This window comes from Limnohabitans sp. TEGF004 (assembly GCF_027924965.1).
GTDB lineage: Bacteria > Pseudomonadota > Gammaproteobacteria > Burkholderiales > Burkholderiaceae_C > Limnohabitans.
Map to the genome: position 1 here is coordinate 598,744 of NZ_AP027056.1, position 20,039 is coordinate 618,782.

At 58.2% G+C, this 20,039-nt stretch carries 20 protein-coding genes; 16 read left to right on the top strand and 4 right to left on the bottom strand.

Annotated elements, in window-relative coordinates:
* The first annotated feature begins 5 nt into the window (after positions 1-5).
* Genes LINBF2_RS02970 through LINBF2_RS02990 form a run of 5 tightly spaced genes read left to right on the top strand, consistent with a single transcriptional unit; the run spans position 6 to position 6,122 of the window.
* Entirely contained in the window at positions 6-1,388 is a 1,383-nt protein-coding gene (locus LINBF2_RS02970) for a glycerate kinase (protein ID WP_281890305.1), read from the top strand.
* Between the two features lie 9 nt (positions 1,389-1,397).
* Complete coding sequence (locus LINBF2_RS02975; RefSeq protein ID WP_281890308.1) at positions 1,398-2,945, top strand: ABC transporter ATP-binding protein; 1,548 nt, start codon at positions 1,398-1,400, stop codon at positions 2,943-2,945.
* Positions 2,932-4,020 carry an ABC transporter permease gene (locus LINBF2_RS02980; protein WP_281890310.1) on the top strand — a complete coding sequence of 363 codons (1,089 nt, stop codon included), beginning with the start codon at positions 2,932-2,934 and terminating at the stop codon, positions 4,018-4,020. The genes LINBF2_RS02975 and LINBF2_RS02980 overlap by 14 nt, the downstream gene beginning before the upstream one ends.
* Positions 4,020-4,937 (top strand): ABC transporter permease, encoded by a 918-nt coding sequence (locus tag LINBF2_RS02985; protein ID WP_104796347.1) that lies wholly within the window; start codon positions 4,020-4,022, stop codon positions 4,935-4,937. Before LINBF2_RS02980 ends, LINBF2_RS02985 begins: the two co-directional genes overlap by 1 nt.
* A gap of 42 nt (positions 4,938-4,979) precedes the next feature.
* Positions 4,980-6,122 (top strand): BMP family ABC transporter substrate-binding protein, encoded by a 1,143-nt coding sequence (locus LINBF2_RS02990; RefSeq protein WP_281890313.1) that lies wholly within the window; start codon positions 4,980-4,982, stop codon positions 6,120-6,122.
* Positions 6,123-6,194: 72 nt separating this feature from the next.
* On the opposite strand, the gene LINBF2_RS02995 is transcribed toward LINBF2_RS02990, so the two are convergent.
* Positions 6,195-6,620: a cupin domain-containing protein gene (locus tag LINBF2_RS02995; RefSeq protein ID WP_281891274.1), complete on the bottom strand. Its 426-nt coding sequence runs from the start codon at positions 6,618-6,620 to the stop codon at positions 6,195-6,197.
* A gap of 26 nt (positions 6,621-6,646) precedes the next feature.
* Complete coding sequence (locus tag LINBF2_RS03000; RefSeq protein ID WP_281890315.1) at positions 6,647-7,303, bottom strand: glutathione S-transferase family protein; 657 nt, start codon at positions 7,301-7,303, stop codon at positions 6,647-6,649.
* Positions 7,304-7,435: 132 nt separating this feature from the next.
* On the opposite strand from LINBF2_RS03000, the gene phaZ reads away from it, so the two are divergent.
* The 9 genes from phaZ to LINBF2_RS03045 are packed head-to-tail and all read left to right on the top strand — an operon-like array spanning position 7,436 to position 15,786.
* Complete coding sequence (gene phaZ, locus LINBF2_RS03005) at positions 7,436-8,653, top strand: polyhydroxyalkanoate depolymerase (protein ID WP_281891275.1); 1,218 nt, start codon at positions 7,436-7,438, stop codon at positions 8,651-8,653.
* Between the two features lie 37 nt (positions 8,654-8,690).
* Positions 8,691-9,743, top strand: a complete 1,053-nt coding sequence (locus LINBF2_RS03010; protein WP_281890317.1) for an adenosine deaminase — start codon at positions 8,691-8,693, stop codon at positions 9,741-9,743.
* Positions 9,744-9,761: 18 nt separating this feature from the next.
* Positions 9,762-10,337 (top strand): dCTP deaminase, encoded by a 576-nt coding sequence (gene dcd, locus LINBF2_RS03015; RefSeq protein WP_100132599.1) that lies wholly within the window; start codon positions 9,762-9,764, stop codon positions 10,335-10,337.
* The gene (locus LINBF2_RS03020) at positions 10,338-11,171 is read left to right on the top strand and encodes a Rossmann-like and DUF2520 domain-containing protein (protein ID WP_281890319.1); all 834 of its coding nucleotides are present in this window, start codon (positions 10,338-10,340) and stop codon (positions 11,169-11,171) included.
* Between the two features lie 37 nt (positions 11,172-11,208).
* Positions 11,209-12,684 carry a DEAD/DEAH box helicase gene (locus LINBF2_RS03025; RefSeq protein WP_281890321.1) on the top strand — a complete coding sequence of 492 codons (1,476 nt, stop codon included), beginning with the start codon at positions 11,209-11,211 and terminating at the stop codon, positions 12,682-12,684.
* Positions 12,685-12,741: 57 nt separating this feature from the next.
* Positions 12,742-12,945: a hypothetical protein gene (locus tag LINBF2_RS03030; RefSeq protein WP_281890322.1), complete on the top strand. Its 204-nt coding sequence runs from the start codon at positions 12,742-12,744 to the stop codon at positions 12,943-12,945.
* Between the two features lie 9 nt (positions 12,946-12,954).
* On the top strand, positions 12,955-13,263 hold the full coding sequence (locus LINBF2_RS03035; RefSeq protein ID WP_281890324.1) for a type II toxin-antitoxin system HigB family toxin: 309 nt from the start codon (positions 12,955-12,957) through the stop codon (positions 13,261-13,263).
* A 17-nt stretch (positions 13,264-13,280) separates the two neighbouring features.
* Positions 13,281-13,670 (top strand): transcriptional regulator, encoded by a 390-nt coding sequence (locus tag LINBF2_RS03040; RefSeq protein WP_281890326.1) that lies wholly within the window; start codon positions 13,281-13,283, stop codon positions 13,668-13,670.
* A gap of 31 nt (positions 13,671-13,701) precedes the next feature.
* Positions 13,702-15,786, top strand: coding sequence for an AAA domain-containing protein (locus tag LINBF2_RS03045; RefSeq protein ID WP_281890328.1), 2,085 nt, complete (start codon positions 13,702-13,704; stop codon positions 15,784-15,786).
* A gap of 72 nt (positions 15,787-15,858) precedes the next feature.
* Here LINBF2_RS03045 and LINBF2_RS03050 read toward each other — a convergent pair whose 3' ends face one another.
* On the bottom strand, positions 15,859-16,716 hold the full coding sequence (locus LINBF2_RS03050) for a symmetrical bis(5'-nucleosyl)-tetraphosphatase (RefSeq protein WP_281890330.1): 858 nt from the start codon (positions 16,714-16,716) through the stop codon (positions 15,859-15,861).
* Between the two features lie 28 nt (positions 16,717-16,744).
* Here LINBF2_RS03050 and LINBF2_RS03055 point away from each other — a divergent pair, with 28 nt between their 5' ends.
* Complete coding sequence (locus tag LINBF2_RS03055; RefSeq protein ID WP_281890332.1) at positions 16,745-18,046, top strand: hemolysin family protein; 1,302 nt, start codon at positions 16,745-16,747, stop codon at positions 18,044-18,046.
* Here LINBF2_RS03055 and LINBF2_RS03060 read toward each other — a convergent pair whose 3' ends face one another.
* Positions 18,047-18,799, bottom strand: coding sequence for a class I SAM-dependent methyltransferase (locus LINBF2_RS03060; protein WP_281890334.1), 753 nt, complete (start codon positions 18,797-18,799; stop codon positions 18,047-18,049).
* A 54-nt stretch (positions 18,800-18,853) separates the two neighbouring features.
* Here LINBF2_RS03060 and LINBF2_RS03065 point away from each other — a divergent pair, with 54 nt between their 5' ends.
* On the top strand, positions 18,854-20,038 hold the full coding sequence (locus LINBF2_RS03065; RefSeq protein WP_281890336.1) for an ABC transporter substrate-binding protein: 1,185 nt from the start codon (positions 18,854-18,856) through the stop codon (positions 20,036-20,038).
* Position 20,039: the final 1 nt, after the last annotated feature.

Below are 20,039 nucleotides of genomic sequence, written 5' to 3' on the forward strand. Positions count from 1 at the left end.
CGCAGATGATTGATCCACGCATTGACCCCGAAGCTTTCCTACGCCAGCTCTACGATGCAGCGGTGCACCGCGCACTGCCTCTCCACAACACGGCAGCCCATTTGCCAGCACCGCCCAAAGGCCGCACGGTGGTGTTGGGCGCAGGCAAAGCAGGTGGCGCCATGGCGCAAGCTGTGGAAGCTCTGTGGCCAGCAGACAAACCTTTGTCCGGCCTCGTGGTCACGCGCTACGGCCACACGCCATCGCGCCCTCCGGGTGTGCCCCAGCGCATTGAGGTGGTCGAGGCATCGCACCCTGTGCCCGATGCGGCGGGCCTTGCGGCTGCTGAGCGCATCTTGCAACTGACCCAAGGGCTGACCGAAGACGACTTGGTGTTGTTTTTAATTTCCGGTGGTGGATCTGCGCTGCTCACGCTGCCAGCCGATGGCTTGACGCTAGAAGACAAGCAACGCATCAACCGCGATTTGCTCAACAGCGGTGCCGGCATTGGCGAGATGAACTGTTTGCGCAAGCACCTCTCCCGCATCAAAGGCGGCCGCTTGGCCGCCGCGTGTGCCCCCGCACAAGTGGTGACGCTCACCATCAGCGATGTGCCGGGCGACGACCCTTCGGTCATCGCCAGCGGCCCCACCGTGCCCGACGTGACGACCTGTGCCGACGCATGGGCCATCCTGCAACGCTACAACATCGAAGTGCCCGCCGCCATCGAAGCCGCGCTGAAAGCAGGCGCACTAGAAACACCCAAGCCCAGCCCCGCGTGGGACAAGCAGCCCGTGCGTCTGATTGCTACGCCTCAACAGTCGTTGGAAGCCGCAGCCGAAGTGGCGCGTGCCGCAGGCCTGAACGCCTATGTGTTGAGCGATGAACTGGAAGGCGAATCTCGCGAAGTGGGCAAAGTCCACGCCGCGTTAGCGCGTGCAGCGGCCAAAGGCCAAGGTCCTTTCAAAAAGCCCTGTGTGATTTTGAGTGGCGGCGAAACTACTGTGACCATCCGAAAGGCCGAGCGTGTGGCAGGGCGATCTGCGCAGGTCAAGGAGGAGACCGCGCAGCGGGCGGGGGACACGGAGCAGAGCGCTCTGCCGCACGCTCGGCCTGGCCGTGGCGGTAGAGCAGGGGAGTTCTGCCTAGGCCTAGCCGTGGCCTTGCAAGCGCAACCCAACGTCTGGGCCATTGCGGCTGACACCGATGGCATTGACGGCATTGAAGACAACGCAGGTGCCTTGGTCGCGCCCGACACCTTGGCCCGCGCTGTGGCTCAAGGCGTGAAAGCCACCGACTGCCTAGACCGTAACGATGCCTACAGTTTCTTTCAAACCGTGGGCGACTTGGTGGTGACCGGCCCCACGCACACCAATGTGAACGATTTCCGCGCCATCTTGGTGTTGTAACCTACGGGGATGAGCCAGCCCCGCCTATTACTCTCCCACATCACCAAGCGTTACCCCGCTGTGGTGGCCAACGATGGCGTGAGCCTGACGGTGCAGCCCGGCGAAATTCACGCCGTGTTGGGCGAAAACGGCGCTGGCAAATCCACGCTGATGAAGATCATTTATGGCGCGGTCAAGCCCGATGCGGGCGAGATTCGTTTCAACGGCGAGGTGGTGAACATCCGCAACCCGCAAGAGGCGCGTCGTCTGGGCATCAGCATGGTGTTTCAGCACTTCAGCTTGTTTGACACCCTCAGCGTGGCTGAGAACGTTTGGCTCGGCCTCGACAAGTCGCTCAGCCTCGCCGAAGTGACGCAACGCATCACCGACACCGCCGCGCAATACGGCCTCGACATTGACCCCGCCCGCCCCGTGCACACGCTGGGCGTGGGCGAGATGCAGCGCGTGGAAATCATCCGCGCTTTGCTGACCAACCCGCAGCTGCTGATCTTGGACGAGCCCACCTCGGTACTCACACCGCAAGCGGTGGAGAAGCTATTTGTGGTGCTGCGTCAGCTCGCCAGTGAGGGCCGCAGCATTTTGTACATCAGCCACAAGCTGCACGAAATTCGCGCCTTGTGCACCGCTTGCACCGTCATGCGTGCCGGCCGTGTGACCGGCGTTTGCGACCCGCGCCAAGAAACCAATGCCTCGCTGAGCCAACTCATGATTGGTAGCTTGCCCCCCGAGCTGCACGTGCGCGAGCACAAGCCTGGCGCTGCCGTGCTCAGTGTGAATGACTTGGCGCTAAAAGCCGACGACCCGTTTGGCGTGGATCTGAATGGCGTGAACCTGCAAGTGCGCGCAGGCGAGGTAGTGGGCATTGCAGGCGTCTCGGGCAACGGCCAGCGCGAGCTGCTGTTTGCTTTGTCGGGCGAAGACATGCGTGCGGCGGCTGACAGCATTCATCTCAGTGGCCAAGCCATGGGCCAGCTCAACCCAGACCAACGCCGCAACCTCGGCCTGCACTTTGTGCCTGAAGAGCGTCTAGGCCGTGGCGCAGTGCCTAGCCTGAGCCTTGCGCAAAACCTGTTGCTCACCCGCCATGACGCGGTGGCTTCCAGCGGTGCAGCCGGTGCTTTGGGTTGGCTCAACCTAAATACGCTGCACACCCAAGCGGCCAACATCATTGCCAAATACCAAGTGAAGGCAGGCGGCCCCGATGCGGCTGCGCGTTCGTTGTCGGGTGGCAATTTGCAAAAGTTTTTGGTGGGCCGCGAGATTGAAGCGGCGCCTAAGTTGCTCATCGTGTCGCAGCCCACATGGGGTGTGGACGTGGGCGCTGCCGCGCAAATACGCGCCGCACTGCTGGCCTTGCGCGATGCAGGCTGCGCGGTGTTGGTGGTGAGTGAGGAGTTGGACGAATTGTTAGAGCTGTCAGACCGTTTGCATGTGATGGCCGAGGGCCGCTTGTCGCCCGCGCTGACACGCGAAGAGGCCAATGTGTCGCGCATCGGTGCGTGGATGAGTGGTCTTTGGGACAACGCCGCGCAGGAGGTGAACCATGCTGCGTCTTGAGCCGCGTGCCCAGCCATCGAACCTGTGGCGCTATGCCTCGCCCTTGCTGGCGCTCGCCATCACGGTGGTGTTGGGTGTGATTCTGTTTGTCGCGCTGGGCAAAGACCCTGTGCGTGGTTTGCAGGTGTTCTTTTGGGAACCCATCAAGAGCGTGTATGCCTTGTCCGAGTTGATGGTCAAGGCCACGCCGCTGTTGCTGATTGCCTTGGGGCTGGCCGTGTGCTTTCGCTCCAACGTGTGGAACATCGGCGCTGAAGGCCAGTTTGTCATGGGCGCGGTGTTTGCCTCGGGCGCGGCACTGACGGCAGATGCCAACACAGGCGCAGGCTTTTGGGTGCTGATCTTGCTGGCGGGTATTGCGGGCGGCATGGTGTGGGCGGGCATCACCGCGTTTTTGCGAGACCGCTTTCATGCGAGCGAAATTTTGGTCAGCCTCATGCTGGTCTACGTGGCCATCATGACGCTGAACTTTTTGGTCTACGGCCCTTGGAAAGACCCACTGGGCTACAACTTTCCGCAAACCAAAACCTTTGATGCCATCACGCAAATTCCCAAGCTCATCACTGGCACACGCGTGAACATTGGCGTGCTGCTGGCGCTGGCGGGTGTGGGTGCACTGTGGGTGTTTTTGTTTCGCACGCACGCAGGCTTTGCGCAGCAAGTGGGCGGCTTGGCCCCCGATGCAGCGCGTTATGCGGGCTTCTCGTCACGCAAGGCGTTGTGGCTGGCGCTTCTCACCTCGGGTGCAGCCGCTGGTTTGGCGGGCGCTTTAGAAGTGGCAGGGCCGCTGCGTCAGCTCACGCCGTTTGTGCCGGTGGGCTATGGTTTCGCGGCCATCATCGTGGCCTTTGTGGGGCGCTTGCACCCCGTGGGCATGGTGCTGTCGGCCATATTGATGAGCATGTTTTACATCGGCGGTGAGCTGGCGCAATCGCGCCTTGGCTTGCCCCGTTCACTGACGGGCGTGTTCCAAGGTTTGTTGTTGTTCACGCTGTTGGCGTGTGACACCTTGATGCAATACCGCGTGCGTTGGGTATCCCGCGCAGCACATCCAAATTCTGCGGAGGCACTGTGATGGAAACCTACGCACTCTTGTGGGCCTCCACCATGAACGCAGGCACTGTTTTGGCGCTGGCGTCGCTGGGCCTGTTGATCAACGAAAAAGCGGGCATCGTCAACTTAGGCGCAGAAGGCATGATGCTGTGCGCTGCCATTGCAGGCTTTGCCACTGTGGCCACTACAGGCAGCGACACGCTGGGCTTTTTGGCGGGCATGGGCGCAGGTGCTTTGATGGCTGCGCTGTTCGGCGTGTTGGTGATTTGGATGAACACCAACCAATACGCCACGGGCTTGGCGCTCAGCCTTTTTGGCGGCGGCTTCTCGGCCTTTGTGGGTACGAGTTATGTGCAGGCCAAGCTGCCTGAGCGCATTCAGTATGACGTGCCATTTTTGGCAGACATTCCTTGGTTTGGGTCTGCTTTGTTCAAGCACCATCCACTCGTCTACGGGGCCATTGCGCTCACTTTAGGTTTGATTTATTTCCTCTACCGAACACGTTCGGGTTTGGTTTTGCGTGCCGTGGGTGAGTCGCCCGAATCCGCCCATGCTTTGGGCTATCCCGTGCGTCGTATCCGCTTGTTGGCGGTGGTGGTCGGCGGTGCGCTGTGTGGTCTGGCGGGTGCCTACATCTCCATCATCTATACGCCGCTGTGGGTGGAGGGCATGATTGCAGGCAAAGGCTGGATCGCCTTGGCGCTCACCACCTTCGCCACATGGCGTCCGGCACGCGTGTTGCTTGGTGCTTATCTGTTTGGTGGTGTGACCATGCTTCAGTTTCATTTGCAGGCCTCGGGTGTGGACGTGCCCAGTCAGTTCTTGAGCATGCTGCCTTACTTGGCCACCATCGTGGTGCTGGCGCTGATCTCTAAAAATCCGCGTTGGCTCAGGGTAAATATGCCCGCTTCGATTGGCAAACCGTTTTTCCCTGGTTGATAATTTCTCCACTTTTTCTAGTTCTCTTGTAAAGGGTTTTTCATGACTAATTTGTTCAAACGTCGCTGGTTGCAAGCCGCAGCCTTGACCGCAGTCTCTGCCGCAGTGTTGGTGGGCTGTGGCAAAAAAGAAGAAGCCAAGCCCGCTGAAGCGCCTGCCGCTGCAGCCAAGGCTGAGCCCTTGAAAATTGCATTTGCCTACGTCGGCCCTGTGGGCGACGGCGGCTGGACCTTTGCGCACGACAACGCACGTAAAGCCCTCGAAAAAGAATTCGGTGACAAGATTTCTACATCGTTCGTTGAAAACGTGCCCGAGTCTGCTGATGCAGAGCGCGTGATCCGCGACATGGTCGGTCAAGGCAACAAGCTGGTGTTTGGCACCACCTTCGGCTACATGGAGCCCATGCTCAAAGTGGCCGCTGACACACCTGATGTGAAGTTCGAGCACGCCACTGGCTACAAACAAGCCGCCAACATGCGTACCTACGACAGCCGCACCTACGAAGGCGCGTACATGGCTGGCGTGATCGCGGGCAAGATGACCAAGAGCAACACCTTGGGCGTTGTGGCGTCTATCCCAATTCCTGAAGTCATTCGCAACATCAACAGTTTCACTTTGGGCGCGCAATCGAGCAACCCCAAAGTCAAGACCAAAGTGGTGTGGGTCAACGAGTGGTTCAACCCACCGAAAGAAACCGAAGCTGCCACATCGCTCATCAACGGCGGTGCTGACATTTTGTTCCAAAACACCGATTCACCTGCTGTGTTGAAAACAGCCCAAGACAAAGGCAAGCGCGCTTTTGGTTGGGACTCTGACATGACCGCCTACGGCCCCAAAGCTCACTTGGCTTCTGCCGTGATCAACTGGACGCCTTACTACATCAACGCCACCCGCCAAGCCTTGGAAGGCAAGTGGACAGGCGGCGGCCACACCTGGTCTGGTGTGAAAGACGGTGCGATTGACATCGTGTCCATCGCCGAAGATGTGCCAGCAGACACCAAAGCCAAAGTGGAAGAGGTCAAGAAAGGTTTGAAAGACGGCAGCTTCGCCATCTGGAAAGGCCCCTTGGTCGACAACACGGGCAAAGAAGTGTTGAAGAAAGACGAAGTCGCTGACGACAAGTTCTTGAGCGGCGTCAACTTCTACGTCAAGGGCGTCGAAGGCAAAGTGCCAGGCGCGAAGTAATTCACGCTTGTGATCCACAAAAAAGACCACCCTCGGGTGGTCTTTTTTTATGTCTGAACGATGGTTGAAAAATTACTTCACCCAAGGTGTTATCTGCGGCACTGCACACGGCCCATCGACAGGGATGGATTCAAAGTCAGCAGGTCCCACAATTTCTAAGTACTCCATGTCAGGCGAGTAGTCGAAGAGGTAGTGAATGATGCCGGGCTTTTGATGCACGCAGTCGCCCGCAGACACCAGCGTGGGTGTTTCGCCGTACATGAAACGCGCCCAGCCTTTGAGCATGATGACGATTTGAAATTCAGCCACGTGGTAGTGCCAGCCTGTGCCGTTGTCGGGTGGCATGTTGGCTTTGGCGATGTGCGCAATGACCTTGCCGCGTGTTGCAGCGGCGACGCCGAGGTCGCGGTACACAAAGAAGTCGCGCAAGCCACCGGGTAAGAACTGGGTGTCTTCGGGCTTGACGTGAGAGAAGTCGGTGTGGCTCTCGTAGGCAATGGTTTTAGAAACAGCGGTACTCATGGTTAAAACTCCACTTCAAGTTCTTCAATGTCATCAGGCTCTGCAGTTGCGGCTGCCATCCACTCCTTCATCTCGGGCATCGCCAAAATAGTTTGGCAATACGCTTCGCACACGGGGTCCAGTGCAATGCCATAGGTGACAAAACGTGTGACCACTGGGGCAAACATGCAGTCGGCCAGCGTGGGCTTCTTACCAAATAAATAGGGACCTTTGTAGGTACTCAGGCAATCGCGCCAGATGAAGAGCACGCGGTCAATGTCGAGCTGTGCTTTGGACCACACTTTGAATTTGCTGAACTTGGCTTTGATATTCATGGGCAGCGAGGCACGCAACGCTGAAAAGCCCGAATGCATCTCGCCGCAAATGGACCGGCAATGTGCACGATGCACCGCGTTGGTGGGCAACAGGTGTGCTTTTGGTGCGATTTCATTCAGGTACTCGCCAATGGCCAGCGTGTCCCACACGCGTGCGTTGCCGTGGTTGAGGCAGGGTACGAGGATAGAAGGTGAGAGCAAAAGCAATTCTGCGCGGGCGTCTACGTTGTCCGTGGCCACAGGTGTTTCCTCAAAGGGAAGGCCTGCCAGCTTGACCATCAGCCAGCCTCGCAGAGACCAAGATGAGTAGTTCTTGCTGCTGAGTGTGAGCGTGGTTTTGGCCATGGTTGCTTTCCGGTGCATGAGGGGGTCACGTGTGTGCTGTTCACACATTGCAAGAGGTATGCCATGCCAGTGGCACGCGTCTTGCACCTGTCAACGCATGAAGACAACGTTCAACGGCGTGGAGACAACCCCATGATTTATCACAACTACCAATTGGTGGCCGATGTTTCAGACCCCATTCGAAAATTTGCAGAGCATGCGCGAGACATCAGCCTGAACTGGTTCGATGACAAACGCATCACGCCTTTGCAACGCATGGCGGCTTACTACGAGCAAGTCGCGTTGTTGGGTTTCACGCACACACGCCCCTCGTTCAACATTGCGAGCGTGATGAACGCACAAGGCAAACGTGTGCCCATTATTGAGACCACGTCATTCCGAACACCGTTTTGCGACCTGGTTCGTTTTTGTCGAGACGACTCGAAAGACTTGCCCAAGCTCTTGCTCGTGGCTCCCATGTCGGGTCACTTCGCCACCTTGCTGCGCGGTACTGTGCAAACGCTGGTGCAAGACCACGAGGTGTATGTGACCGATTGGCGAAACATCCGCGACATTCCTATGAGCGAGGGTGAGTTTGGTTTGGATGAATACATCGAACACATCATCTGGTTCATGCAGCACTTGGGGCCTAACGCGCATTTGATGGGCGTGTGCCAACCCACGGTGGCGTGCTTAGCCGCCACAGCCGTATTGGCTGAAGACCGCAGCGACTGCCAGCCTGCTTCTCTGACCTTGATGGCGGGCCCCATCGACACACGTGTCAACCCCACGGGTGTGAACGAGTTGGCCATGAGCAAACCGATTGAGTGGTTTGAAGCCAACTTGATTGGCATGGTGCCCTTGCAGTTCAAAGGTGTGGGCCGACGGGTGTATCCAGGCTTCATGCAGTTGATGGCGTTCTTGAACATGAACATTGAACGTCACCAACAGTCGTTCAAGAATCTCTACGAACACCGCGTGAATGGCGAAGATGAAAAGGCCGATGTGATTCGTGACTTCTACCAAGAGTATTTCGCCATCATGGATTTGTCGGGACCGTTCTATTTAGAAACGGTCAAAAAGGTATTCCAAGACCACGCCTTGCCCACGGGCCAGATGACTTACCGTGGCCGCCCCTTGAACCTGCAAGCCATTCGCAAAACCTTTGTGCTGACGGTGGAGGGCGAACGCGACGACATTTGCGGCATGGGCCAAACCCTGGCTGCGCAAGACTTGTGCAGCATGTTGCCCGCGTATAGAAAAACGCACCATTTGCAATCAGGCGTGGGCCACTATGGTGTGTTCAATGGCAGGCGTTGGGAGTCGCAAATTTATCCGGTGGTGCGCAACTTGATTCGATCGGCACACTGAAAACTTGGGTAGCATGAAGTCTTGTTAGGAGACTGCCATGTTCAAAGTTCACGCCGTTGCCACTGTCAATTTGCCCAAGCTCTTGCGCGAGATGCCCAAGGCCGAGCTGCACATTCACATTGAGGGCTCGCTAGAGCCTGAACTCATCTTTGCACTGGCCGAGCGCAATGGTGTGAAGCTCCCTTATGCCAGCGTTGAGGCGTTGCGTGCGGCCTACGCCTTCACCAACCTGCAAAGCTTCCTCGACATTTACTACGCAGGCGCAAGCGTGCTGCTGCACGAGCAAGATTTCTACGACATGGCTTGGGCCTACTTGCAGCGTGCCAAGGCCGACCATGTGGTGCACACCGAAATGTTCTTTGACCCCCAAACGCACACCGAGCGCGGCGTGTCCATGGCAACTGTCATCAACGGCTTGCACCGTGCGTGTGTGGATGCGCAAGCGCAGCTGGGCGTGAGCGCGCAGCTCATCTTGTGCTTCTTGCGCCACCTCAGTGAAGAGGCTGCGTTGCAAACCTTCAACGACGCCTTGCCCTTCAAAGACAAATTCATTGGCGTGGGCTTGGACTCCAGCGAAGTGGGCCACCCGCCAGAGAAATTTAAAAACGTGTTCGCCTTGGCGCACGCGCATGGCCTGCACCTCGTGGCCCATGCGGGCGAGGAGGGGCCACCTGCCTACATGTGGAGCGCTTTGGATGTGTTGCACGTCGAGCGCATCGACCACGGCGTGCAAGCCGTGCACGACGCGGCACTCATGGCCCGCTTGGCCAAAGACCGCACGCCGCTCACCGTGTGTCCGTTGTCCAACCAAAAGCTGTGCGTGTTTCCCGATTTGAAAAATCACAACATCGGTCAACTGCTAGACGCTGGCCTGTGCGTGACCATCAACTCGGATGACCCTGCCTACTTTGGCGGCTACATGAACGACAACTTTGTGCAGACCTTCGAGGCCACAGGGCTGACCGCGCAACAAGCCTATGTGTTGGCTCGCAACAGCTTTGAAGCCAGCTTTGTGCCAGAGCCACAGCGCCAGAAGTGGATCCACGAGCTGAAGCTCTGTTTTGAACGCTACGCCGAAGGCGATCACTAACCCCTCTAAAATGACACCATGAGTATCAAATCAGACAAATGGATCCGCCGCATGGCCCAAGAGCACGGCATGATCGAGCCCTTCGAGCCAGGCCAAATCCGCCAAAACGCAGCAGGCGAAAAAATCGTCAGCTACGGCACCAGCAGCTACGGCTATGACATCCGTTGCGCACCCGAGTTCAAGGTGTTCACCAACATCTACAGCACCGTGGTGGACCCCAAGAACTTTGATCCCAAAAGCTTTGTGGACATCGAGTCTGACGTCTGCATCATCCCGCCCAACAGCTTCGCGCTGGCCCGCACCATGGAGTACTTCCGCATTCCGCGCAATGTGCTGACCGTGTGTTTGGGTAAGAGCACTTACGCTCGTTGCGGCATCATCGTCAACGTCACCCCATTCGAGCCCGAGTGGGAAGGCTATGTGACCTTGGAGTTCTCCAACACCACGCCACTGCCCGCCAAGATTTACGCAGGCGAGGGCTGTGCCCAAGTGTTGTTCTTCGAGAGCGACAAAGACGACGTGTGCGAAACCAGCTACAAAGACCGTGGCGGTAAGTACCAAGGCCAAGTGGGCGTCACACTGCCCAAGACCTAATTGACCTCTTTCAACGTCATCGGTTGCGGCCGCGTGGGTCAAACCCTCGCGGCCTTGTTACATCAGCACACCCAAGTGCAGGTGCAAGACCTGTATTCGCGCAGCTTCAGCAGCGCCGAGCAAGCGGCACAGTTTGTGGGTGCAGGCAAGCCCGTGGCCGAGCTGGCCCACATGCGCGCCGCCGACGTGTGGCTGCTCAGCGTGCCGGATGCCCAAGTAGGCGCAGCCGCGCAGGCCTTGGCCGACGCGCAGGGCGCTCAGCTGGCTGGCGCACTCGTGTTTCACAACAGCGGCTTTTTAAGCGCCGCCGAGCTGCAGCCCGTGCAAGCCTTGGGCTGCCATGTGGCCAGCGCACATCCGGTGTTGAACTTTGCTTCTCCTGAAACAGGCGTGCGCCAATTTGCAGGCACACCTTGCGGCTTAGAGGGCGATGCCCCAGCGTTGGCTTGGCTGCACACCGCGCTTAGCGCCATTGGTGGGCGTTGCTTTGAGATTGCCAGTGCAGACAAACCGCTGTATCACGCAGCCGCGGTGTTTAGCAGCAACTTCACCGTGGTGTTGCAAGGCATCGCCCAAGACGCTTGGCAAAGTGCAGGCGTGCCGCCCGAGCTGATGCGCCCACTGACCGAGGCGCTACTCAAAAGCACGGTGGACAACGTGCTGGCCATGGGCCCCGCGCAGGCCCTAACTGGCCCAGCCGCCCGTGGCGACACCGCTGTGGTGCAGGCTCAGGGCGAAGTGGTGAAGCGCTGGAACGCGCCAGCGGGTGACGTGTACAAAACCCTCAGCGAGCTGGCAGCCCAGCTCAAAAAACACGGCAAAACCCGCATTTAAGGCGCACCCGCCCACAATGCGACAATATGCCCCAGACATGACGACCTCTTTTTCTAATTTGCAGCTGGCCCCCGCGCTGGCACGTGCCGTAGCCGAAATGGGCTACGAATCCATGACCCCCATCCAAGCCCAGGCCATTCCCGTGGTTCTGACCGGCCAAGACGTGATGGGCGCCGCGCAAACCGGCACCGGCAAAACCGCAGCGTTCTCGCTGCCACTGCTGCAACGTTTGCTCAAACACGAAAACAGCTCCACCTCGCCCGCACGTCACCCCGTGCGCGCTTTGGTGCTGTTGCCCACCCGCGAGCTGGCCGACCAAGTGGCCCAGCAAATCAAACAATACGCCGTGCACACCAACCTGCGCAGCATGGTGGTGTTTGGCGGCATGGACATGAAGCCCCAAACCATCGAGCTGAAAAAGGGCGTCGAAGTTTTGGTGGCCACGCCCGGCCGTTTGCTAGACCACATCGAAGCCAAGAACGTGGTGCTCAACCAAGTGGAATACGTGGTGCTCGACGAAGCCGACCGCATGTTGGACATCGGCTTCTTGCCAGACCTGCAACGCATCCTGAGCCACTTGCCCAAGACGCGCACCACGCTGTTGTTCTCGGCCACGTTCTCCACCGAGATCAAACGCTTGGCTGGCAGCTATTTGCAAAACCCCGTCACCATTGAAGTGGCGCGTCCCAATGAGACCGCCGCCACCATCACGCAGCAGTTTTACAGCGTGAGCGTGGACGACAAGTACAACGCCTTGCGCCACCTCATCAAAGCCAACGACATGAAGCAAGCCTTTGTGTTTTGCAACAGCAAACTTGGCTGCGCCCGGTTGGCCCGCTCTCTAGAGCGTGACGGTTTTCGCACCAGCGCCTTGCACGGCGACAAGAGCCAAGACGAACGCCTGAAAGCCCTCGAAGGCTTCAAAAAAGGCGAAGTCGATTTGCTCGTCTGTACCGATGTGGCCGCACGTGGCTTGGACATCAAAGACGTGCCAGCGGTGTTCAACTTTGACATCCCCTTCAACGCCGAAGACTATGTGCACCGCATTGGCCGCACAGGCCGCGCCGGTGCTTTGGGCAAAGCCATCAGCTTTGTGTCGGGCAGCGACCAACGCTTGGTGGGCGACATTGAGAAATTGCTCAAGACCAAGATAACGTTAGAAACCGTGAGCGTGGAGCAAGACCGCTTGCGTGAGCGTCGTGAGCCACGCAATGATTCACGCGAATCTCGCGGTGATGCACCTCGCGGCGAGCGTTCAGAGTCTTCCAGTCGTCCTCGCGAAGGCTATGCCCCGCGCGATGCACGCCCCCGCGAGCAAGACAGCCGCCGCAGCCGCGAAGTGGGCTACGTGCCCGCACCGCGTATCAAGAACGACCCGTTCTTTGACAAGCCCTACGAAGCACCTGTGCGCAGCGCAGAGGCCGCAGCACCTGCCGCACCCGACCCACTGCGCAAGTCGGCCAACATCAAGCCCAAGCGGGTGATGGCGGCTTTGTTCAAGTCCACCACTTAAAAAGAAAACGCGCTGATGGCGCGTTTTTTTTGGTGCGAGGTGGGCAAAATGAAAAGCATGAAAAAACTTAAAGCCGAACTACTGGCCAACCCTGCCGTTCGCCAAGCCTACGACGCACAAGCGCCTGAGTTTGAGCTGGCCCGTGAACTGATTGCAGCACGCACACAAGTGGGCCTCACACAAGGCGATGTGGCCGCACTCATGGGCACGACCCAAACCGACACATTCACGGCTAAGACATCAGTCCCAATTTGGGACTAAAATACCGTCATGCGTGTCATTGCCGTATCCACTCTCAAGACATTTTGGGAAAAACCTGGGCGTACAGATTCAGAAGAGCCTTTGAAAACTTGGTACGGTGAGGCATGTCGCGCCGAATGGAAGTCCCCAGGCGATGTAAAAGCTCAATACGGAAACGCCAGCATTGTTGGCAACAACCGGATCGTGTTCAACATTGCAGGTAACAAATATCGGCTCATCGTCGCCTTTGCCTATCGCATGCAAATTGCCTACATCAAGTTTGTAGGCACCCATGCCGAGTACGACAAAGTCGATGCGGCCACAGTGGATCAGTCGTGAGCGTCAAGGAAAACATCATGGAAATCACACCCATCCGTACAGAGAAAGACTACCGTGCAGCACTGCGCGTGGTGTCAACACTGGTGGATCAAGATCCATCGCCTGACACGCCCGAAGGCGAACGCTTGGATGTGCTCTCTACCTTGATTGAGGCCTATGAGCGCAAGCACCACCCGATTGATTTGCCCGATCCGGTGGAAGCCATCAAGTTCCGTATGGACCAAGCAGGGCTGTCGGTGAAAGATCTGGAGCCCATGATTGGCCAGCCCAACCGTGTCTATGAAGTGCTCAACCACAAACGTCCCCTTACGCTGCGCATGATCCGAAACTTGAACAAAGGCTTGGGTATCTCTGCCCAGGTTCTGATTGCGGAAAACGCCAACACGCCCCGATCAGCAGCGGCGTGATTGAACCGTATCGCTCCCTTTCCCATTCCCTTTGGCTGACCAAGACCCGATCCTCACCGCACCTTGCGCTGTTCAACACGATGTTCAACGTGATGTTCAACATGAGTTACGCCATGTGCGTGCACTCATGCAGCTGGAGCAAAAGGAAGACCAGGCGCAGTTCAAGCTCAAAAATGCCAGTGCCAGCATCAAAGAGCGGCGTCGGCGTGGCCTGACCTGGTACCCCGTGACCATCACCCAAGAAGACATTGGTTTTGGTGGCAAGGTGGTGTTGGAGCTAGAGCGCCCTGCACATCGGCAAGACCTGCATTTGTTTCAGGTGGGCAAGAATGCTTCGCTGTTCAGCAATACAGCAGGCCCATCGTCAGGCCATAAGGAATCTGACAGGCTCACGCTGAGCGGCGTTGTCACCAGCGTGCGGCGCAACAAGCTTGTGCTGACCACCACCAAAGAAGAACTGCCCGAGTGGGTGATGAACGGCAGCACGCTCAACGGCAGCACGCTGGGAATTGACCTCACCTTTGACGAGGTGAGCTACCGCGAGATGAACCAAGCCCTGAGCTCGGTCATGGCCGCACACGGCAACCGCTTGGCCGAACTGCGCGACGTTCTGCTGGGCGTCAGGCAAGCCAGCTTTCGCGAGCCCCAAGCCGACGACTTGTTTTACCCCAGTGCGCTCAACGACTCGCAGCTAGTGGCTGTGCGCCATGTGATCTCGGCGCAAGACGTGGCCATCATCCATGGCCCGCCCGGCACGGGCAAAACCACCACGCTGGTGCAAGCCATTTTGGAAACCATCCGGCGTGAGCGGCGCGTGCTGGTGTGTGCCCCCTCCAACACCGCCGTAGACCTGCTGACCGAAAAGCTGGCCGAGCGCGGTGTGAATGTGATCCGCATGGGCAACCCCAGCCGCGTGTCGGACCTGCTGCTTCAGCACACGCTCGATGCCGGTGTGATGGCCCACCCCAGCTACGCCAAGATGCACGCGATGCGCCAAACCGCTGAGCAGCACCGAGACACTGCCAGCGAGCATGTGCGCCACTTTGGTTTTGAAGAGCGACAGCACCGCCAATGGCTGCGCGAAGAGGCGCGCACGCTGCGCCAAGCCGCCGACGACTTAGAGCGCTTCATGACCGAGGACGTGCTCGAATCGGTGCAGGTCATCACCTGCACGCTGGTGGGTGCCAGCCACCGCCACATGCGCCACCTGAGCTTTGAGACCGTCTTCATTGACGAAGCCGCTCAGGCCTTGGAGCCGGGTTGCTGGATTCCCATTGCCAAGGGCCAGCGCATTGTGTTGGCGGGCGATCACCACCAACTGCCGCCCACTGTGAAAAGCGAACAAGCCGCCCGCGAAGGCCTGCGCGAAACCCTGTTTGAAAAGTGCATTCAGCGCCAACCCAACACGGCCCGCATGCTGACTACGCAATACCGCATGCACGAGCAGATCATGGGCTTCAGCTCCGAGAAGTTTTATGGCGGCCAACTGGTGCCGCACGCCAGCGTGCGCCACGCTGGCCTAGAGGCGTATGACCTGCGTTTTGCGCCCGACCTGCCGGTGGAGTTCATCGACACGGCGGGTTGCGGTTATCAAGAAGTGGCCATTCCTGAGAGCCGTTCAACCGCCAACCCCGAAGAAGCCCACTTGCTGCTGGAGCGGCTGGCGCAGCTGCTGGCGCCTTACGACGCCGCCGAACACGACGAACACCAACACACCCCGCTGAGCATCGGCGTCATCGCACCGTACCGAGCCCAAATCAACTATTTGAAAGACGCCATCGAAGACAGCGAAGTGCTGAATGGTTTGCTGCAGCAACGCAGGCTCAGCGTGGGCACCGTCGATTCGTTTCAGGGCCAAGAGCGCGACATCATTGCCATCACCTTGACGCGCAGCAACCCCCAAGGCGAGATCGGCTTTCTGTCTGACATCCGCCGCATGAACGTGGGCATGACCCGCGCACGGCGCAAGCTGTTGCTGGTGGGCGATTCGACCACGCTTTGCAGGCATCCGTTTTTTGTGGAGTTGTTGGCTTATGTGAAGGGAGTGGGTGGCTATCGCACGGCGCATGAGATGGCCGAACTGGCATTCCACCAAAGCGTTAAAGACGCCTCATAACGCAGTGGACTTTCAACGGTGAAATTGACAGCGCAGGCCTGTGCTTGGGGCTATGGCCGCCAGGCTGTGTGGCTACGCCAACGGGTCCATGGTTTGTGGGCACTTCACGCTGACCCGCTGCCACGCAGGTGCATCGTTCACATTCACAAGCGTGTCTTTGGCTTCAAGCTTCGCCGCACTCAAGCACCCACCCCACACGCACCCATCGTCTAAGCACACCACATCTGCGCGGTCTTCAATGTGCACGGTAGACCAATGGCCAAAGGCCACGCGCACATGGGCCGTCAGTCGGCCCGGCACATCAAACCACGGCATCAAGTGCGCGGGGGCTTTGTCTGCGCTTTCTTTCACGCTGAAGTCCATCGCGCCCTGTGCATCGCAAAAGCGCAAGCGGGTGAGGGCGTTGACGATCACGCGCAAACGGTCTGCGCCCTCTAGGTCATCACGCCACACATTGGGCATGCCGCCATACATCTGCGGCATGAAGTGCACCCAGTCGTCGCTGCGCAGCACGGCTTCTACTTCGCCAGCCAGCGCCATGGTTTGCTGTGCGGTCCACTGTGGCAGCACGCCTGCGTGCACCATCAGCAGGTTGTTCACACACAAGGCCATGTGTTGGTGGCGCAGCCAGTGCAGCAGCTCGGTGCTGTCGGAGGCGGTCAAGATGTCTTGGATGGTGTCTTGTTTGTTGGGCTTGCGCACGCCCTGCGACACAGCGAGTAAATGCAAATCGTGGTTGCCCAGCAAGCATTGCGCACTTGCCCCGAGGGCCATCAAGCGGCGCAGCACGCCCGCGTTATCAGGGCCACGGTTAACCAAGTCGCCCAGCAAATACAGCGTGTCGCGGCTGGGGGAGAACGCGATGTGCGTCAACAAACGTTCTAAGGCTTCGTCGCAGCCTTGTACGTCGCCAATCAAGTAAAGTGCCATGTGTTGATTGTCACTAATTAAATTCTCAATGGATGTTCTGCTGATCGTTTTTCTCACGCTGCTCAACGGCGTGTTTGCCATGTCTGAGATGGCGCTGTCATCCAGCCGCAAAGCGCGTTTGGCAGCATTGGCCGAGAGTGGCGATACCGGTGCGCACGCCGCCCTGCGGCTGATGGAGCAGCCCACGCAGTTTTTGTCCACCGTGCAAATTGGCATCACGTCCATCGGTGTTCTCAACGGCATCGTGGGTGAGGCGGCGTTCAGTGACGACTTTTCTTATTGGTTGCTGGTGCAAGGCGTGCCCGAGAGCTGGGCCGCTGGTTTGGCCACGGCCTTTGTGGTGACCATCATCACCTTCAGCACCATCTTGTTTGGCGAGCTGGTGCCCAAGCGCATTGGCCAGTTGTTTCCAGAGTCCGTGGCGTGTGTGGCGGCGCCCGTGATGTTGGCTTTGGCTACGTTGGCCAAGCCTTTTGTGTATTTGTTGTCGGCCAGCACCAGCGGCATGTTGAAGTTGTTGCGCGTGGATGTGCACGGCGCACGCACGGTGACGGAAGAAGAAATTTCAGCCAGCTTGGTCGAAGGTGTGGATGCGGGCTTGATCGAGCAGCACGAACACCAAATGGTGCAAAACGTGTTCAACCTGGATGAGCGTCCGCTCACCTCCATCATGGTGCATCGCTCGGACATCGAGTGGCTCGACGCCAAGCTGCTCGTGCCCCAAGCCTTGGCGCAAGTGGGCGCAAGCGGTGCGCACTCGTGGTACCCCGTGTGTCGTGGTGACCTCGACAACGTGGTGGGCGCGGTGAGTGTGTCTCAGCTCTTGCGCTTGCCACCTGGCACCGACATGACGGTGGAGGCTTTGGCCAAGCCCGTGGCCTTTATTCCAGAAACTTTGAGTGGGTTGGATTTGCTAGAGCAGTTTCGCAAACCCGCCGAGCGCGCCACCGCGCACGGACGCATGGTGTTGGTGGTGGACGAATACGGCGTGGTGCACGGCTTGCTCACACCGCGCGATTTGTTGGAGGCCATCACGGGTGAGTTGCTTCAAGCCACGCCCACCGATGAGGCATGGGCCACACAGCGCGAAGACGGTTCTTGGCTGGTCGATGGTTTGATGCCCGTCACTGAATTCAAAGCGCGCCTGGGCATCAAAGAATTGCCAGACGAGGACCGTGGCATTTACAACACGGTGGCGGGCTTGGTGATGGCAATCTCTGGCGAGTTGCCCGCTGTTGGCGATGTAGTGACTTTTGGCGAGTGGCGCTTTGAAGTGGTCGACCTCGATGGCCGACGCATTGACAAGCTGTTGGTGAGCCGTCTGACTTAATTAGCGACGCGCATCGCTGCGTCGGTTAAACGGCACTTGATACATCCACACTGGGCGGCCATCGCGGCAGGTGAGGATGGCGCTGGGAATCAGCTCTTGTGCTTCAAACTCTAAGCTCACCAGCCAAGCACCGCGGCGCAGTTCAGCCTCTGCTTTTTCCACAGCGCGGGGCATGCTTTCGGGGCGTTGAAACATGTAAACCATGTCAAAGCTGCGCCAGTCCACCAGCCAAATGTCGCCTTGGCGAATGCGCGCAAACGAGCAGCGCATGGCGCTGAGCACGCGCAATGGCCAGCTCATTTCGACGCCGTGCAGCTCGGCACGTGGAAACGCATCACGCAAAGCTAACAAACCGTCACCCATGCCACTGCCTGCATCTAAGATGCGCGCGCCTGCCGGCAGCACGATGTGTTGCTGCATTTCACGCAGCGCTTTTTTAGGGGTGGGGAACAGCGGTGCATCGCGCCATGCTTTGCGTGGGTAAACCAAAACGATCAAGCCCAACAAGAATAGCCAGCCAATAGGCGGCACGTTCAGGGTCGATGAAGACGCCGCCATCGAGAGTGGAAAACCCAACACGATCAAGGCCTTACGCATGGGCGTGTGCGCCAAGGCGCTTAAAAAACCACCCAAACACGTGGCCGCAACGAAGGCAATGGCTTCACTCAGGCCCACCGCTTGCAAACCTTTGAAGATGAGCCAAGACGAACCCCAAGCGAGCAGGGCGGGAACGGGCCAAGTCATGAATTTCATGGGAGAGAATGATAGCCAACTTAAAATCTAGCCCTCATATTTGGAGACTTGTTCATGCACGCTTTTCGCCGTTCTTTGATTGCCCTGAGTTTGGGCTTGGCTTGCGCATCTGGTTTTGCGCAAAACGACGCACCTGTGAAGGTCGGTTTGCTCAGCACCTTGTCAGGCCCCGGCGCGGGTTTGGGCGTTGACATCCGTGACGGCTTTCAGCTCGCGGTCAAACTGTCGGGTGGCAAGTTCAGCGGTAAGGCCGTGGATGTCATCGTGGCCGACGACCAAGCCAGCCCCGATGTGGGCCGCCAAACTGCAGACCGTTTGGTCAAGCGCGACAAGGTCGACTTCATGACGGGCATCGTGTTCTCCAACGTCATGTTGGCTGTGGGCGCGCCCACCTTCCAATCTAAAACCTTCTACATCAGCGCCAACGCTGGCCCATCGCAGTTTGCGGGCGAGCAGTGCAACCCTTACTTCTTCAGCGCGTCTTACCAAAACGACAACATGCACGAAGCCGTGGGCAAAGTGGTGACAGACAAAGGCTTTAAGAAAGTCGCTTTGATCGCGCCTAACTACCCAGCAGGCAAAGATGCGATTGCTGGCTTCAAGCGTTTCTTCAAAGGCGAAGTGGCATCAGAGACCTACACCGCTTTGAACCAACTCGACTACGGCACAGAGCTGTCTAAGCTGCGTGCGACCAAGCCTGACGCTGTGTACATCTTCTTGCCCGGCGGCATGGGCATCAACTTCATCAAGCAGTTTGTGGGCGCGGGTTTGTCTAAGGACATCACTTTGTTTGGCCCTGGCTTCTCAGGCGATGAAGACGTGATCAAAGCCGTGGGTGAGCCCATGCTGGGCATGTTCAACACCTCGCAATGGGGCCACGACATGGACAATGCGGCTAACAAAAAGTTTGTGGCCGAGTTCGAGAAAGCCTATGGCCGTTTGCCTACGTTGTACGCAGCGCAAGGTTTTGACGCAGCGCGTTTGATCGAAGCTGCTGTGCGTGACAGCAAAGGCAAGCTCGACGACAAAGCCGCTGTGCGCAAAGCTTTGGAAGCGGCCAAGTTTGATTCGGTGCGTGGTGCGTTCAAGTTCAACAGCAACCACTTCCCCATTCAAGACTACTACTTGCGCGTCATCACCAAAGACGCCAAAGGCCGCGTGACCAACCGCACTTTGAGCCCCGTGTTCAAAAACCATGCGGACGCTTACGTAGCCAGCTGCAAGATGCCTAGCCTGTAAA